Source organism: Micromonospora sp. NPDC048894, from assembly GCF_040649765.1.
GTDB classification, from domain to species: domain Bacteria; phylum Actinomycetota; class Actinomycetes; order Mycobacteriales; family Micromonosporaceae; genus Micromonospora; species Micromonospora antibiotica.
Genome location: NZ_JBEZFY010000002.1, coordinates 520,749 through 535,516 on the forward strand (window position 1 = coordinate 520,749; position 14,768 = coordinate 535,516).

15 protein-coding genes are annotated in these 14,768 nt (G+C 74.9%); 9 read left to right on the forward strand and 6 right to left on the reverse strand.

The annotated features are described in order from the left end of the window. The first annotated feature begins 133 nt into the window (after positions 1 to 133). A complete protein-coding gene (locus AB0C22_RS06200) occupies positions 134 to 325 on the forward strand; it encodes a DUF5703 family protein (RefSeq protein WP_088646215.1) in 192 nt (63 codons plus the stop codon). 177 nt (positions 326 to 502) lie between these two features. Here the strand turns inward: AB0C22_RS06200 and AB0C22_RS06205 are convergent, their stop codons facing one another. Continuing rightward, positions 503 to 1,165 (reverse strand): hypothetical protein, encoded by a 663-nt coding sequence (locus AB0C22_RS06205; protein ID WP_208566275.1) that lies wholly within the window; start codon positions 1,163 to 1,165, stop codon positions 503 to 505. Between the two features lie 47 nt (positions 1,166 to 1,212). After that, positions 1,213 to 2,541: a M20/M25/M40 family metallo-hydrolase gene (locus AB0C22_RS06210; RefSeq protein WP_357533794.1), complete on the reverse strand. Its 1,329-nt coding sequence runs from the start codon at positions 2,539 to 2,541 to the stop codon at positions 1,213 to 1,215. Positions 2,542 to 2,853: 312 nt separating this feature from the next. Between AB0C22_RS06210 and AB0C22_RS06215 the strand changes: the two genes are divergently transcribed. The 3 genes from AB0C22_RS06215 (at position 2,854) to AB0C22_RS06225 (ending at position 4,814) form a co-directional block, all read left to right on the forward strand. Beyond that, entirely contained in the window at positions 2,854 to 3,474 is a 621-nt protein-coding gene (locus AB0C22_RS06215) for a hemerythrin domain-containing protein (protein WP_208566277.1), read from the forward strand. 85 nt (positions 3,475 to 3,559) lie between these two features. Beyond that, positions 3,560 to 4,558 carry a LysR family transcriptional regulator gene (locus AB0C22_RS06220; RefSeq protein ID WP_208566278.1) on the forward strand — a complete coding sequence of 333 codons (999 nt, stop codon included), beginning with the start codon at positions 3,560 to 3,562 and terminating at the stop codon, positions 4,556 to 4,558. A gap of 19 nt (positions 4,559 to 4,577) precedes the next feature. Next, entirely contained in the window at positions 4,578 to 4,814 is a 237-nt protein-coding gene (locus AB0C22_RS06225; protein ID WP_208566279.1) for a hypothetical protein, read from the forward strand. A 146-nt stretch (positions 4,815 to 4,960) separates the two neighbouring features. Here the strand turns inward: AB0C22_RS06225 and AB0C22_RS06230 are convergent, their stop codons facing one another. From AB0C22_RS06230 to AB0C22_RS06240, 3 genes are read right to left on the reverse strand one after another with little or no spacing between them, the layout of a single operon-like run. Next, entirely contained in the window at positions 4,961 to 5,305 is a 345-nt protein-coding gene (locus AB0C22_RS06230; protein WP_219461179.1) for a DUF3140 domain-containing protein, read from the reverse strand. Beyond that, a complete protein-coding gene (locus AB0C22_RS06235) occupies positions 5,305 to 5,469 on the reverse strand; it encodes a hypothetical protein (protein WP_208566281.1) in 165 nt (54 codons plus the stop codon). The genes AB0C22_RS06230 and AB0C22_RS06235 overlap by 1 nt, the downstream gene beginning before the upstream one ends. Positions 5,470 to 5,482: 13 nt before the next feature. Further along, positions 5,483 to 8,035 (reverse strand): ATP-dependent Clp protease ATP-binding subunit, encoded by a 2,553-nt coding sequence (locus AB0C22_RS06240; protein ID WP_219461175.1) that lies wholly within the window; start codon positions 8,033 to 8,035, stop codon positions 5,483 to 5,485. A gap of 122 nt (positions 8,036 to 8,157) precedes the next feature. Between AB0C22_RS06240 and AB0C22_RS06245 the strand changes: the two genes are divergently transcribed. The 5 genes from AB0C22_RS06245 (at position 8,158) to AB0C22_RS06265 (ending at position 13,432) form a co-directional block, all read left to right on the forward strand. After that, on the forward strand, positions 8,158 to 8,535 hold the full coding sequence (locus AB0C22_RS06245; protein ID WP_208566283.1) for a hypothetical protein: 378 nt from the start codon (positions 8,158 to 8,160) through the stop codon (positions 8,533 to 8,535). Positions 8,536 to 8,737: 202 nt separating this feature from the next. Beyond that, positions 8,738 to 8,998 carry a hypothetical protein gene (locus AB0C22_RS06250; protein ID WP_208566284.1) on the forward strand — a complete coding sequence of 87 codons (261 nt, stop codon included), beginning with the start codon at positions 8,738 to 8,740 and terminating at the stop codon, positions 8,996 to 8,998. A gap of 9 nt (positions 8,999 to 9,007) precedes the next feature. Then, entirely contained in the window at positions 9,008 to 10,099 is a 1,092-nt protein-coding gene (locus tag AB0C22_RS06255) for a hypothetical protein (protein ID WP_308290702.1), read from the forward strand. Further along, positions 10,092 to 12,776: an FtsK/SpoIIIE domain-containing protein gene (locus AB0C22_RS06260; RefSeq protein ID WP_357533798.1), complete on the forward strand. Its 2,685-nt coding sequence runs from the start codon at positions 10,092 to 10,094 to the stop codon at positions 12,774 to 12,776. Before AB0C22_RS06255 ends, AB0C22_RS06260 begins: the two co-directional genes overlap by 8 nt. Then, complete coding sequence (locus AB0C22_RS06265) at positions 12,773 to 13,432, forward strand: hypothetical protein (protein WP_219461155.1); 660 nt, start codon at positions 12,773 to 12,775, stop codon at positions 13,430 to 13,432. Before AB0C22_RS06260 ends, AB0C22_RS06265 begins: the two co-directional genes overlap by 4 nt. A gap of 67 nt (positions 13,433 to 13,499) precedes the next feature. Here AB0C22_RS06265 and AB0C22_RS06270 read toward each other — a convergent pair whose 3' ends face one another. Beyond that, positions 13,500 to 14,768, reverse strand: a complete 1,269-nt coding sequence (locus AB0C22_RS06270) for a cupin domain-containing protein (protein WP_357533800.1) — start codon at positions 14,766 to 14,768, stop codon at positions 13,500 to 13,502.

The window sequence follows — 14,768 nt, forward strand, 5'->3', positions numbered from 1 at the left end:
GGCGACCTGACGGTCCGGGCCGACGGGCGGACCTGACGGGCCGGGTCGACGAGGGCGGGGTCACCCCCGGTGGTGGCGCGGCGCACCGCGCGGGGGGTGGCGCCCGGCCGCCGGGCTGGGCAGCATGGATGCCATGGACTACGAATACGCGCCGTTGCGGTTGCCGCCGAACGTCGACCGGTTGACCGCTGCGGCGCAGCTGGCCATCCAGGCCGAGTTCTCCGGCTGGGAGCTGGCCCGGGTGCAACTGTTCCGCGACGGCACCCGCAAGGTGGTGCTGCGTCGCCGCCGGGTCAACCAGCCGCAGCCGGGCCTGTCCTACTGACCACCGGCACGACGCTGACCACCGGCACCGGCAGAGGCCACCGGCACCCGGCAGTGCCCTCCGGCACCGAAGGCTGGCCGCCGGCACCGAAGGCTGGCCGTCGGCACCGACGCGGCGGGTGCGGAGGGACACCGTGCCGGCCCGGGTCAGGTGAGCCCGGGCCGGCACGCCCGACACCTAGTGCTGGTGCCCGGCGTGGTCGTGGTCGTCCTCGTCGAGGAACGGGTGCTCGTCGAGCCGGCCCACCAGCCGGTCGTCGGCGGCCGGGGAGAACGGGCCCACCGGGTCGTCGTCATCGAACGACTCCAGGTCGACCGGGGTGCCCACCTCGCTGACCATCACCACGCCGTCCAGCGGCTCCAGCTCCGGCACGTCCAGGGCGCTGAGCGAACCGTCGCCGCTCTGCAACAGCTCCAGCACCGCCTCGCCGACCCCCTCGACCGGCGCCGGCTCGTCGTCCTCGGGGGTGCCCTCCCGGCGGGCCACCTCGGCGACCCGCAGCAGCGCCGAGACGCTGGGCACCCGGTAGTCGCGGCGCTGCCGCACCGAGATGACCTGGGGGTGCGGATCGGTGGCCTCGGCGCCCTCGGCCGCGCCGCCGAAGCGCTCGTCGGCCTCGTCCGGGTCGATCGACTCCACGTCCCAGGGGGTGACCTCGCCGAACGCGTCGAGCAGCTGCTCGTCGTAGGCGAAGGAGGCGTTGTTCAACGCCACGTACGCCTGCCACACGTCGTCGTCGTCGATCCGCCCCTGGGCGGCACGCACGGCCGTCAGGTGGGCGCGGGCCGCGTCGATCACGCGCTCCAGGGCGGCGTCCAGCTCACCGTGCTGGTCGGTCATGAGGCAGTCCCTTCAACAAATGGGGGAAGGTGCGGCACCGGTGCTGCTCAGCAGTTGCGGAGGAACCGGTCGAGCACCCGCACGCCGAACTGTAGTCCGTCCACCGGTACCCGCTCGTCGATGCCGTGGAACAACGCCGAGAAGTTGAGGTCCGCCGGCAGCCGCAGCGGGGCGAAACCGAAGCAGCGCATCCCGAGCTGCGCGAACGCCTTGGCGTCGGTGCCACCGGAGAGCATGTACGGCACCGGCCGCGCCCCCGGGTCCTCGGCGCGCAGGGCGGCCGACATCGCCTCGACCAGGTCCCCGTCGAAGGTGGTCTCCAGGGCCGGCTGCCGCTGGATGTACTCGATCTCGATGTCCGGGCCGACCAGCTCGCGCAGCTGCCGTTCCAGCAGCTCCGACTGGCCGGGCAGGCTGCGGCAGTCGATGGTGGCGGTGGCCCGGCCGGGGATGACGTTGTCCTTGTAGCCGGCGGCGAGCCGGGTCGGGTTGGCGGTGCTGCGGATGGTCGCCCCGATGATGTTGGCGATCGGGCCGAGCTTGGCGATGGCGGTCTCCGGGTCGTCCGGGTCCAGCTCGACGCCGAGCACGTCGGACAGTTCCGTCAGGAAGGCCCGGACGGTCGGGGTGACGGTGATCGGGAAGCGGTGCCGGCCGATCCGGGCGACCGCCTCGGCCAGCGCGGTGACCGCGTTGTCGTCGTGGACGAACGAGCCGTGCCCGGGGCGGCCCTTGGCGTGCAACCGCATCCAGTCCAGCCCCTTCTCGGCCGTCTCGATCAGATAGAGCCGCTGGGCGTCGCTGATCGAGTAGGAGAAGCCGCCGACCTCGCCGACCGCCTCGGTGCAGCCGTCGAAGAGGTCCCGGTGCTGCTGGACGAGGAAGTGCGCGCCGTAGTCGCTGCCCGCCTCCTCGTCGGCGGTGTAGGCCAGCACGATGTCGCGGGGCGGACGGACACCGGTGCGCTGCCAGTGGCGTACCACCGCCAGGACCATCGCGTCGAAGTCCTTCATGTCGATCGCGCCCCGGCCCCACAGGTAGCCGTCGCGGATCTCCCCGGAGAACGGGTGCACCGACCACTCGTCGGCGTCGGCGGGCACCACGTCCAGGTGCCCGTGCACCAGCAGGGCGTCCCGGCTCGGGTCGACGCCGGGGATGCGGGCGACCAGGTTGGCCCGGCCCGGCGCGGACTCGTGGATCTCGGCGGCCACGCCGACCTCGGCGAGCTTCTCCGCGACGTACTCGACGGCCCGGCGCTCCCCCGCACTGGTGGCGTTGTCACCGGTGTTGGTGGTGTCGATGCGCAGCAGGTCACGGCAGAGGTCGACGACCTCGACGGTGGGATCGGGCGGGGCGGAGGCGGCATCGCTCGTCATCGCCTCTTTCTACCAGTCGCCGGTCCCGCCGCGAACGGCCCGGCCGGCTCTGGCACGTCCCGCCCCGCCGACCGCACCGGGACCACCCGCCGGGCCGGGCCGGCCTGCGCCGCCGAGCCCGGTCGACAGCGCCGGACGGCCCGGTCGACAGCGCCGGACGGCCCGGTCGACAGCGCCGGACGACCTGGGCCGGGGTGCCCGCACCGGCCGCCGGGGTTTGCCGGTCACCGGGTACGGGTACCGGCGCTGGCGTCCCCGTTTCGCCCGTCGCACCGGCCGGCGACCCGTGCCGGCCCCGTCGAGGAGGGCGTCATGTCCGCCGTTCCCCTGCCCCCGCTGCCCCCGGCCGCCGACGACGCCTACCGCCCGGGTGGGCGGAGCATGGCCGATCTCGCCGACACCGAGCACCGGCAACTGCTCGACCTCGTCGAGCAGGTCACCGACCCCACCCTGGCGGTCGAGCGTCGGCGGGAGGTGCTCCAGGTGCTCACCGCCACGGTGTCGCGGCACCTGTCGGCGGAGGAGCAGTACCTGCTGCCCAGCGCCCGTGCCGCGCTGCCCGACGCCGGTGCCCGGGTGGACCGGGAGATCGCGGCGGACGCGGCGCTGCTCACCGTGCTGAAGGCCCTGCGCGGCCCGGACGACCCGACGCTCGCCGACGTGGTGGTCCAGATCCGGCGGCACGTCACCGCAGTCGGCGCGCTGATCGTCCCGCTGCGCGAGGTGGCCACCGACGCCGAGCTGATCCGGTTGGGCAACCGGTGGGAGATCGCCGAAGAGGCGGCCCCGACCCGGCCGCACCCGGGCACCCCGGCCACCCCGCCGTGGAACCGGATCGTCGAGCCGGCCGTCGGAGTGGTGGACAAGCTCCGCGACGCGGTGACCGGCCGGCGTACCCAGCTGAGCGACCTCACCCGCCGCGCGCGGCGGTGACCGGTCGACTCCGATCCGTTCAGCTCGGCCAGCCGGTTGCGTTCAGGGCCTTCCGTCTATCGACGAGTGGCCATACCGTCACCATATGAATCTGGAGCTGCGCCACCTGCGGGTGGTCTGCGCGATCGCCGAGACGGGCAGCGTGACCAAGGCCGCGTCCGCCCTCGGCCTGGCCCAGCCGGCCCTGACCGCCCAGCTTCAGCGCATCGAGCGGACGCTGGGCGGTCCGTTGTTCGAACGGGACCGCCGGGGGGCCCGGCCGACCGCCCTGGGAGAGTTGGTGCTGTCCCGGGCCCGGGTGCTGCTGCCGGCGATGAAGGGCCTACAGGACGAGGCGGCCCGACTGGCCGGCGCCGACGACGCCCTCGGCCGGTACCGCTTCGGCGGGGTGAACAGTCCCATCCTGGGCCGGCTGGTGCACCGGCTCGCCGCCGAGCAGCCGCACGCCCAGATCACCACCTACGCGTCGTGGTCGGCCGACGAGTTGGCCGCCCTCGTCGCCGGTGGCCGGCTCGACTTCGCACTGACCGGGATCTGCGGCGATGCCACCCCACCGGCGGAGTTCGGCCTGACCTGGCAGGAGGTGGCGGTCGACCCGGTGCTGGTGCTGCTGCCCGCCGGCCACCCGACGGCCGGCCAGGACGAGGTCGGCCTGGCCGAACTGCGCCACGAGCAGTGGGTGGCCGCCCCGGGCGACGGCTGCTTCGGCGACTGCTTCGCCGCCGCGTGCGCCCGCGCCGGGTTCACCCCCCGCAAGGTGTACGAGACCGACGTGCGCGGCTGCATGGACCTGGTCGACGCCGGGGAGGCGGTGGCGTTGTGCCAGGCCACCTTCCGTCCGGTCGCCGGGCTGGTGACCCGTCGGCTCGCGGGCATCCCGCTGCGCTGGCGGCTGCTGCTCGGCTGGCACCCCGAATCCCCGGCGGCCCGGGTCGCCGAGGCGGTGCTGGAGGACGCGGTGGCCGCGTACACCGATTCGTTGGCCGCGCATCCCGACTACCTGGCCTGGTTGCTGCGGCATCCCGAGTTCGGGGCCCGGGACACCGGCACGGCCCGCCCGGCCGGGCGGGTGCGAACGGCGTGACGACGGGTATCAGCCCTGCATGACCGATCTCTATCCGGCCGCCGACCAGCGGGAACTGCTGCGCCGGGCGGCCACCGCGCACACCGCTGCCGCCCGCGACGTCGAGACGTTCCTGCGTCGCCTGCCCGAGGTGCCCGACCCGGCCGACATCACCGAGTACGCGACGCTGCTCACCCGGGAGGAGCAGACCCGGGCCGAGCGGCAGGACGCCGCCGACGCCGCCGGCCTGCAACTGCCCAGCCTCGGGTCCGAGTAGCCCACCGACGAGCGGGCACCCGGGACGGCGTCCCGGGTGCCCGCGCCATCGTCGACCAGCCTTCGGAGCCGCCCGGCCCCCGCCGGACCGGTCCGCCCGCCGGACCGGGTCGGCATCCGAACCGGGTCGGCGGGCGACGGTCCCGGTCAGCGTTCGACGAGGACGTCGTGGCCCAGGTCGAGCAGGGCGTACCGCCACTCGTCGTCGACGTCGCCGGGCTTCTCGTCCACCAACGACCGGATCCGGTCGATCGCCGTCCGCATCACCGCCACGTCGGCCGGGGTGAGGTCGACCTTGCGCTTGCGCAGCACGGCCAGGATCTGCCGGCCGGGCTCGGGCAGGTCGAGATCCGGGTCGGGGCCGAACGCCTCCTCCCCCGACCCCCGGGTCAGCAGCCACTGCCGCAGCTGCTCGGAGGGGACGTTCACCTCGGCGTGGAAGTCCTCCCAGAGCACCTCCACCTCGGGGTCGAGTCGCTGTTCGCGTGCCATCACGCCTCCTCTTCCGGTGCCCCGGGTGGTGCCGGGTCCCCGTCGTCGGTCCACTGCTTGAGTCCCTCCGGCGGCACCTGGACCCGCCCCGGGTTCGCCGTCGGGGCCGCGAGGATGGGTGGGGTCTGCTCGGCGTACTCCTCGGTCTCCTCGGGTTCGGTCATCTCCGCCCTCCGGTCATCGGGGATGCGAGGTGGTGGCGGGCGCGTAGTCGCGGTCGCCGGCGGACACGTCGAAGGTGAGCTGCCCGTCCCGCGCGTCGACGGTGACCTTCTGCCCTGGTGAGAGCTGGTTCTCCAGCAGCATCCGGGACAGCCGGTTGTCCACCTCCCGCTGGATCACCCGGCGCAGCGGGCGGGCCCCGAACTCCGGCTGGTAGCCGTGCTCGGCCAGCCAGTCGGTGCCGGCCGCCGTGACGTCGACCTGGATGTCCTGGGCGTGCAGCCGACGCCGGGTCTCCTCCAGCAGCAGGCCGGTGATCTGGCGTAGCTGCTCGGCCTCCAGCCGCTGGAAGATGATCGTCTCGTCGATCCGGTTGAGGAACTCCGGCCGGAAGTTCTCCTGGAGCCGGCGCATCAGCCGCTCCCGCAGCTCGTCGGCCTCCTGCTGGTCGCCCTGCGCGCCGACCCCGAACCCGACCGTACGCTGGGCACCGGTGATCAGCTCCGAACCCAGGTTGCTCGTCATGATCAGTACGGTGTTCTTGAAGTTGACCGTGCGGCCCTGGCTGTCGGTGAGCCGCCCGTCGTCGAGCACCTGGAGCAGGATGTTGAACACGTCCGGGTGGGCCTTCTCGATCTCGTCGAGCAGCACCACCGCGTACGGGCGGCGGCGTACCGCCTCGGTGAGCTGACCGGCCTCCTCGTAGCCGACGTAGCCGGGGGGCGCACCGACCAGCCGGGCCACGGTGTGCCGTTCCTGGAACTCGCTCATGTCCACCCGGACCATCCGGTCGGCCTCCCCGAACAGCGCCTCGGCCAGGGCGCGGGCCAGTTCGGTCTTGCCGACGCCGGTCGGGCCGAGGAACAGGAAGCTGCCCATCGGCCGGTTCGGGTCGGCCAGCCCGGTACGCGAGCGGCGGACCGCCTCGGCGATCGCGGTGACCGCGTCGTCCTGGCCGATCACCTTCTGGTGCAGGTGCCCCTCCAGGCGCAGCAGCCGGTCGCGTTCCTCCTCGGTGAGTTGGCTGATCGGGATGCCGGTGGAGCGGGAGACCACCTCGGCGATCTCCGTGGTGTCGACCGACGGGACCTGGCTGTCCCCGCCGTCGCCCCGGGCCCGCCCGATCTGCGCCTCCACCTCGGCGAGCCGGTCGCGCAGGGCGGACGCCTTCTCGTACTGCTCGTCGGCGACGGCTTGTTCCTTGTCCCGGCGGACGTCCTCCAGTTGCTGCTCCAACTCCCGGACGTCCGAGGCGGGGGTCCGGGTGCGCAGCCGTACCCGCGCACCGGCCTGGTCGATCAGGTCGATCGCCTTGTCCGGCAGGAACCGGTCGGTGACGTACCGGTCGGACAGTTCGGCGGCTGCGACCAGCGCCTCGTCGGTGAACCGGACCTGGTGGTGGGCCTCGTAGCGGTCCCGCAGGCCGCGCAGGATGGCCACGGTGTCCTCGACGTCGGGCTCGGGCACCAGCACCGGTTGGAACCGGCGGGCCAGGGCGGCGTCCTTCTCGATGCTGCGCCGGTACTCGTCAAGCGTGGTCGCCCCGATCACCCGCAGCTCGCCGCGGGCCAGGGCCGGCTTGAGCATGTTGGAGGCGTCCATGCCGCCCTCGCTGCCGGCGCCGCCCGCGCCGACCAGGGTGTGGATCTCGTCCAGAAAGATGATCAACTCGTCCCGGTGGGCCCGGATCTCGTCGATCACCTTCTTGAGCCGCTCCTCGAAGTCGCCCCGGTAGCGGGTGCCGGCGACCAGGCCGGCCAGGTCGAGCTGGACGACCCGCTTGCCGAGCAGGGTCTGTGGCACGTCGCCGTCGCAGATCCGCTCGGCCAGGCCCTCCACGATGGCGGTCTTGCCGACGCCGGCCTCACCGATGAGCACCGGGTTGTTCTTGGTGCGCCGCGACAGGATCTCGACGGCCTGTTCGATCTCGTCGGCGCGGCCGATCACCGGGTCGATCTGGTCGTTGCGGGCCAGGTCGGTGAGGTCCTGGCCGTACTGGTCGAGGGTGGGGGTGCCCCGGTCGGGTTTCGGGCCGGCCATCGGGCCGCGTTCGGCGCCGGCCGCCTGGAGCGACTCGGGCTGGATCCGGCCGGCGGCGAGCATCCGACCGGCGGGCGACTCGGGGTTGAGCGGCAACGCCATCAGGATGTGTTCGGGGCCGATGTAGTTCGCCCCCATCGCCCGGGACAGCTGGTGGGCGTCGAGCAACGCCCGTTTCGCCGCCGGGGTGAGGGAGAGGTTGGGTGGCACCTCGCCGCCCGGGGCGCCGTCGGCGCGGCCACCGAGCGCGTTGACCAGGGTGTCCGGGTCGGCACCGGCGCGGCGGACCAGGTCCCGCAGCGGGTCACGCTGCAACGCTGCCCAGAGCAGGTGGTCGGTGTCCAGGTCGGTGCTGTGCTTCTGGGCGGCCCGGCGGGCCGCGTCGGCCAGCATCTCCCGGGCGTCGGCGGTCATCAGCCGGGTGATGTCGACCCGATGGGCCGGCCGGCGTCCGCCCTCACCCCGGCCGAAGTACCGGGCCAGGAACTCGTCCCACGGGTCGGAGCCGAAGTCACCGGGTCCCATCATGTCTGTCCTCCGCTCCTCGGGCGCGGCAGGGTCGCCGAGGGCGACACGTAGGCGCGACACGATCGCCGGTGGCTACCCGACGGTCGCCCCGACAAACGCCCGCAGGTGGCAGGGTGGGGGGCATGGACACCAACCCGCTGCTGATCGTCGACGGTGCGAACGTGGTCGGCTCCCGACCGGACGGCTGGTGGCACGACCGGGCCGGCGCGGCGGCCCGGCTGCGCGACCGGCTGGTCCCGGTGGCCGACGCCGGCGTACCCCCGGAGCTGCCCGCGCCCGTCGAGGTGGTGCTGGTGGTGGAGGGCGCGGCCCGCGACGTGCCGGGGGTGGCCGGGGTACGCACCGTCGCGGCCCCCGGCTCGGGCGACGACACCATCGTCGACCTGGTCCGGGACGCGCCGGACCGGCGTCGGCTGGTGGTCACCGCCGACCGGGAGCTGCGCGGCCGGGTGGGTGAGCTGGGCGCCGAGGTGTACGGCCCCCGCTGGTTGCCCTCCTGATCCGGGGCGGTCCGGGGTCCGGGACCACCCCCACCCAGTCCCGCCGACGGGATCAGGCGTCTTGCTTGCGGGACCCCGCGACCGCTTTCCCGCACGTCAGGGCAGTAACCGGACACCCGGGCAGCAACACCGACAGGGCGGATGTTCTCTCCCCGTCGGGGATACGTTGTAATGGAGATCTCCCCGCCCACAGGAGGTCACCGTGGCGAGCGTCGCCGAGCTGAAGGCCGCGATCGACATCGCCCTCCAACAGATCGGTGACGGGCAGAGCGCCGTGCAGGCCGCCGGGGAGAAACTCTCCGAGGCGCAGCAGACCCTCGCCGGGGCGTTGGAGGGCAGCGGGCACGAGACCGTCGAGGCGGCCCAGGCCTCCCTCACCCAGGCCGGCCAGGAGCTGGAGGAATGTCTCGCCGCGACACTCGTCGCGGTGGAACAGGCACAGCTCTACGTGTCGTCGTTGTAGCGGGGCGTCGTGTCCATCGTCGAGGACGTCGGAGCCCAGGTACGGGCCGCCGCCGAGGAGTTCCCGCTGGCCCAGCTCGCCCTGGCCCTGGAGAAGTTCGGCCAGGCCACCGAGCGGCTGCGCTGGGTACGTCAGGAGTCGGCCAACCCGATGGGGGTGCCGGAACTCGCCGCCGCCACCGAGCACGCCGAGTCGGCCGGGCACGCCCTGCGGGTCGCCCAGGAGCAGCTCTCCGGATACCTGGCCGCCATCGGGCTGGCCCCCGACGGCCCGCCCCCGGCCCGCGCCGACGGTCCCGCGCCACGCCACGACGGGCCCCGGGGCGAGAGCACCGCACCGCCGGCCGCACCGGCACCGGCCGCCGACGAGGACCCCACCGTCAAACGCTGGTGGGCGGTCCGGGTGGCCGAGCTGACCGGCGGGCGGGAAGGCCCCGCCGAGCAGCCGGACGAGCGGGTCGCCGACTCGCGTGAGCTGCTGCGTCGGGTGGTGGCCGGCATCCGCTCCGGCGACCGGGACCGGCTGCACCGGGAGCTGCGCGCCGCCCACGCCGACGTCGGCCTCGGCCTGGCCGCGATCGCCCCGCCGCTGCTGCGCGACCTCGCCGGGGAACTACTCGGCCACCCGCCCCGCGCCGACGACCTGCCCCGGTTGCGCCGGGAGCTGGACGGCCGGGTCCGCGACCTGCTGCCCGGCCTGCCCCCACCGGTGCTGCACACCCTGCTCACCCGGGTCTGCCGGATGCCCCCACCACGCCGGGGTGACGGGGACGACGCGCAACCCCACGCCGCCGACCCCGCCGTCACCGCAGGCGTGCTCACCGGTGTGCTGCTGGCCCGGCTCGGCCGGGAGCTGCCCCGCGAGGACCACGACCCGTCGCGGCAGCCGGCCCCGCAGCCGCCCGAGCGGACACCGCAGGCCGACCGCTCCCGCCCGCGTCCGCTCGCCGAGCGGCACCCCGAGCCACGCCCACCGCGCCGGCCCGAGCCGGCCCCACCCCGCCGGCCCGAGCCGGGCCCGCCGCCGGGAGCGGGGCCACCCACCGGGTTTCCCGCGCCGGGCCGCAGGAGTCCGTGGGCGGACGGTGGGCCCCGTGGCTGACCTACGCGCCCAGGTGGCGGCGCGGGTGCGGGGGATGCTCTCCGAGGCGCTCGGCGTCACCCGTACCCGGCTCGCCTCGGCGGAGGTGGAGCTGACCGCCGCCCGGGACCGACTGACCCGGGTCCGGCGGGCCGCCACCGCCGTACCGGAGCGGGTCGGCGCGGAACGTGACCGACGACTCGTCGAGATCGACCGACGACACGCCGCCCGGCTCGCCGAACTGGCCCACCGGGCGACCGAGGCCGCCCGGCGGGAGGCCCCCGGGGCGGCCGGCATGCCGTGGTCCGGGTGGCGGGTCACCCCGGCGGGACGCGGCGAGAGCCCCGGCCCGCTGCGCGTCGGCACCCTGCGGGTGCCCGGAGCGGAACCCGTCCCGGCGCTGGTGCCGCTGCTCGACGCCGGTCACGTACAGCTGCTCGGTGACGACCGGGAGGGCGCCGACGCGGTGGTGTCGGCGCTGCTGCTGCGCGGGGTCGGCCGGGCCGAGCCGGGCGCGGTCCGGCTCTACGGCTACGACCCCGAACACCTCGGTGGCGGCTTGGCCGGCTTCGCTCCGCTCGGCACCGCCGGGCTGCTCACCTTCGTCGGGCCGGGCGGGCTGGCCCGGCTCCTCGACGATCTGGTGGAACAGATCCGCCGGATCAACGAGACGGTGCTGGCCGGCGAGTACGGCTCGCTGCGCGCCCTGGCCGTGGCCACCGGCCGACGCCCCGAACCGTGGCGGGTGGCGGTACTGCTCGGCGGGGACGAGTTGTCCCGGCACGAACGTGGCCAGCTCGACCGGGTGGTCCGCACCGGCGCGGCCTGCGGGGTGCACCTGGTGACACGCGGCATCGACCTGCCGGACGACCCGAGCCTCACCCGGATCGTCACCGGGCCGGGCGGGGTCCGCATCGGCGACCCACCCGGCCCCCCGGTACGCCTCGACCCGCCCCCACCGGCCACCCTGGTCACCGAGACCTGCCGGGAGGTCGCCACCCGGGTCAACGCCGGGCCGCCACCGACCCCCTTCACCGACCTGCTCCCCCCGCCGGAGCAGATGTGGAAGGACGACTCGGCGCACGGGCTGACCGCCCCGATCGGCGAGGGACCGCACGGCCGGCCGGTGCTGCTGACCCTCGGCGACTATCCCCCGCACGCGCTGATCGGCGGGCCGTCCGGCACCGGCAAGACCAACCTCATCTTCGCCTGGATCGGTGCGCTGGCCGCCCGCTACTCCCCCGCCGAGCTGGAGTTCTATCTGCTCGACTTCAAGGAGGGGGTGTCCTTCGCCCGGTTCGCCCAGGGCCGCCGTGACCCGAGCTGGCTGCCGCACATGCGGCTGGTCGGGATCAACGTGAACACCGACCGGGAGTTCGGCCTGGCCCTGCTGCGTTTCCTCGCCGAGGAGCTGCGCCGACGCGCCGACGCGGCCAAGAAACACGAGGTGACCAAGCTGGCCGAGCTGCGCGCGGTGGACCCGACCGGGCACTGGCCCCGGATCGTCGCGGTGGTCGACGAGTTCCAGGCGCTGCTGGCCGGTCGGGACGTGGTGGCCCGGGAGGCCGCCGACCTGCTGGAGGACCTGGCCCGACGCGGTCGGTCGCAGGGCATCCACCTGGTACTCGCCTCGCAGGACGTCCGGGGCATCGAGGCGCTGTGGGGGCGGCCCGCCCTGGTCGCCCAGTTCACCCTGCGGATCGCCCTGCCCAAGGCGCTGCGCATCCTCGCCGAACGCAACGACGCCGCGCAGGCGCTGCCCCGCCACCACGCGGTGGTCAACGCCGAGTCGGGGATGACCGAGGGCAACCAGGTGGCCCGCATCCCGTCGGCCAGCGACTGGGAGACCTGGAGCGAGTTGCAGCACCGGCTGTGGCGGATGCGGCCCGCCGACGCCGCCCCGGCGCGGCTCTTCGACGGCGACGCCATCCCCCGGCTCGCCGAGGCACCCGACTTCCGGGCCCTCACCCCGCCGGAGGACGACCTCCCGCCGCGCGGCCCGGTCGCCGTGCTCGGGGAGATCATCGACGTGCAGTCCCGGTCGGCGGCGCTGCGGTTGCCCCGGGCCCCCGGGCGCAACCTCGCCGTCCTGGGCACCCGGGTCGACGAGGCGTGCGCGGTGCTCGACGCCGCCGCCCGCTCCCTGGCCCGGCAGCACCGCCCCGGTAGCGCCCGGTTCTCCATCGCCTGCCTCGACCCGGACGCCGACCCGGCGGCCCGCGCCCTCTACGAGGACCTCGCCGACGACGCCGCCTGGTACGACGAGGAGACGGTGGCCGAGCTGATGGCCGAGACGGCGACCGCGCTGACCCGCCCCGGCACCCCGTCCACCCCGCACTACCTGCTGCTGTTCGCCGTCGACGCGGCGGCGGGGGCGCTGGCGACTGGCTCACCCGGATCGACCGGGCTGGACCGGCTGCGCCGCATCCTGCACGACGGGCCGGAACGGCGTACCCACGTGCTGGCCTGGTGGCGGGGGGTGGCCCGGATGCGGGCGGACCTGGGCGGGCCGGCCGCCCGCACCGACCAGATCGGCGCCTGGGTGGCCCTGGACGTGCAGGGTGGCGAGCTGGGCTCGGCGCTCTACCCGGGCTCCGGCGGGCCGGACTGGTACCCGCGTCCGTGGCGTGGGCTCTTCTTCGACCGGGCGGTGCACCGCACCGGACAGGTGATCATCCCTTATGGTCCGTCCCGATGAACGAACCGGTCGCCAGTGACACCTACGCCGCGCACGTGCGCCGGCTCGCCGAACTGACCGGCCGGGTGGCCGCCCAGCGGGCCGAGGCGCAGGCCTGGCACGACCAGCAGTGCGCCGCCGCGCAACGGGCCGTGGCCCAGGCGAGCGCCCAGCTGCGGGACGCCGAGCAGGAGGCCACCGACGCCCGGTCGATGCTGGAGCGGGTCGACACCGAGGTCGGTCACCTCTGGGCCGAGCTGCGCTCCCTGCTGGGCACCCGCCGCCTCGGCGACCCGCCGGGGCCGGCCCGGGACGTCACCGGCGACCCGGTGCCGCTGCTGCACGGCGTACGCGAGCTGCTGGACCGGACCGGGCAACGAGGTGAGCTGCCCGGGTCGGTGAACCCGCTTCTCGCCCTCTGCGGGGTCGCCGGGGCGGTCGTCGCGTACGCCCTCGGGGCCGGCGCCCGGGCCGTCGGCCAGCGCTACGGTGGTGACCTGGCCGTCGGGATGCCGGTGCTGGCGCTGGTGGTGACGCTGCTCGGCCCGGTGGCCGGGCTGGCACCGGCGAAGCGGCTCGCCGACCGCCGGCATGCGCTGCTCGGCCCCCGCCCGTTGGCGGTCGTGCTGGCCGCCGGGGTGCTGACCACGATCCTGCTGCTGGTGTCGACCCGCTGACCACGCCCCGGACCGCCCGGCCCGGGGCGCAGGTCGGACCACTCGCCACCCCGGCCCGGGCCGGCGCTCACAGCGGTACGGCGACCGCCTCGCGTAGCAATCGACGGGCCAGCACCAACCGGTCGGCGTCGTCGTCGAGACCGGGCAGGTCGCCCACCCGCAGACCGGTGGACCCGAGCAGGGCACGCAGCGCCGCCGCACACTGGGCGGGCAGGGTGACGGTGCGGTCGACCAGCCGCAGCGCCACCCGGTCGGCGTCGGCGGTGAGCTGCCAGCGCAGGCCGCCCCGGGGTGCTATCCGGCTGTCGGCGGTGAGGCCGTCGAGTGCGGCGGCCTGGGCCAGCGGCCGGATCGGGGCCGGCCGGGCGGCCGGCCAGGCCCGGTCCCGCAGCCGGGCGGAGACCGCAGCCGGGTCGGCCCGCAGCAGCCAGTCGCGCAGCGCCTCGACGGTCTCGGTCAGCTCCGGCTCGATGGCGTCCGGGTCGGCGACGTCGGTGCCGAAGGGCAACCCGGCCCGCAGCCGGGGATCCTCGGCGGCCAGCGCCAGCAGCTCCTCGACCAGGGCGTACCGGGTCAGCGCCCGAATGCCGACGGTCAGGTGCAGCGAGCGGGACTCCTGCGCCTGGGCGCTGTGCAGCCAGCCACGCGGCAGGTAGAGCGCGTCGCCCGGTTCGAGGACCACGTCCAGCGCGGCCGGGCCGTCGGCGGTGGCGGACACCTCGTCGGCCCGACCGCCCCAGGGCTGACGCTCCAACGGGTCGGTCAGCACGGGCGGGTGGATCCGCCAGCGCTTACGGCCGTCGACCTGGAGCACGAAGACGTCATGGGTGTCGTAGTGGGTGGCGAAGCCCTGGCTCCCCGGTGGGGTGAGATAGGCGTTGACCTGCAACGGCTGCGTCAGGGCGGCACCGAGGTCGCGGGCGAAGTCGACCAGGGCCGGCCAGAGCCGGTGCAGTCCCTGGAGCACCAGCGTCGCACCACCGGCGTACAGCTCCAGGACGCGCTCGTCGAGGACCTGGTCGCTGATCTCCGCGCCCGCGCCGCCGCCGCCGGTGAACCGTGCCGCCGGCACCAACTGGCCGTCGCGGGCCACCCGCAGGAACGGGGTACGCAGACCGCGCCGGCTGAGCAGCTCGTCGGCGTCGTCCGGGCTGAGCAGATCGGTGAACCCGGCGGCGTTGGGCAGCTCGGCGGCGCGGGACAGCAGTGGCGCGCGGCCCCAGTGGGCCGCGGCGAACTTGGCCGGTTCGACGCTGACGCAGCGCGCCAACGCCCGGGGCGCCGCAGACGGGACCGCCGGGCGGCCGTAGCCGCCCGGCGGGTCGATGATCGTCAC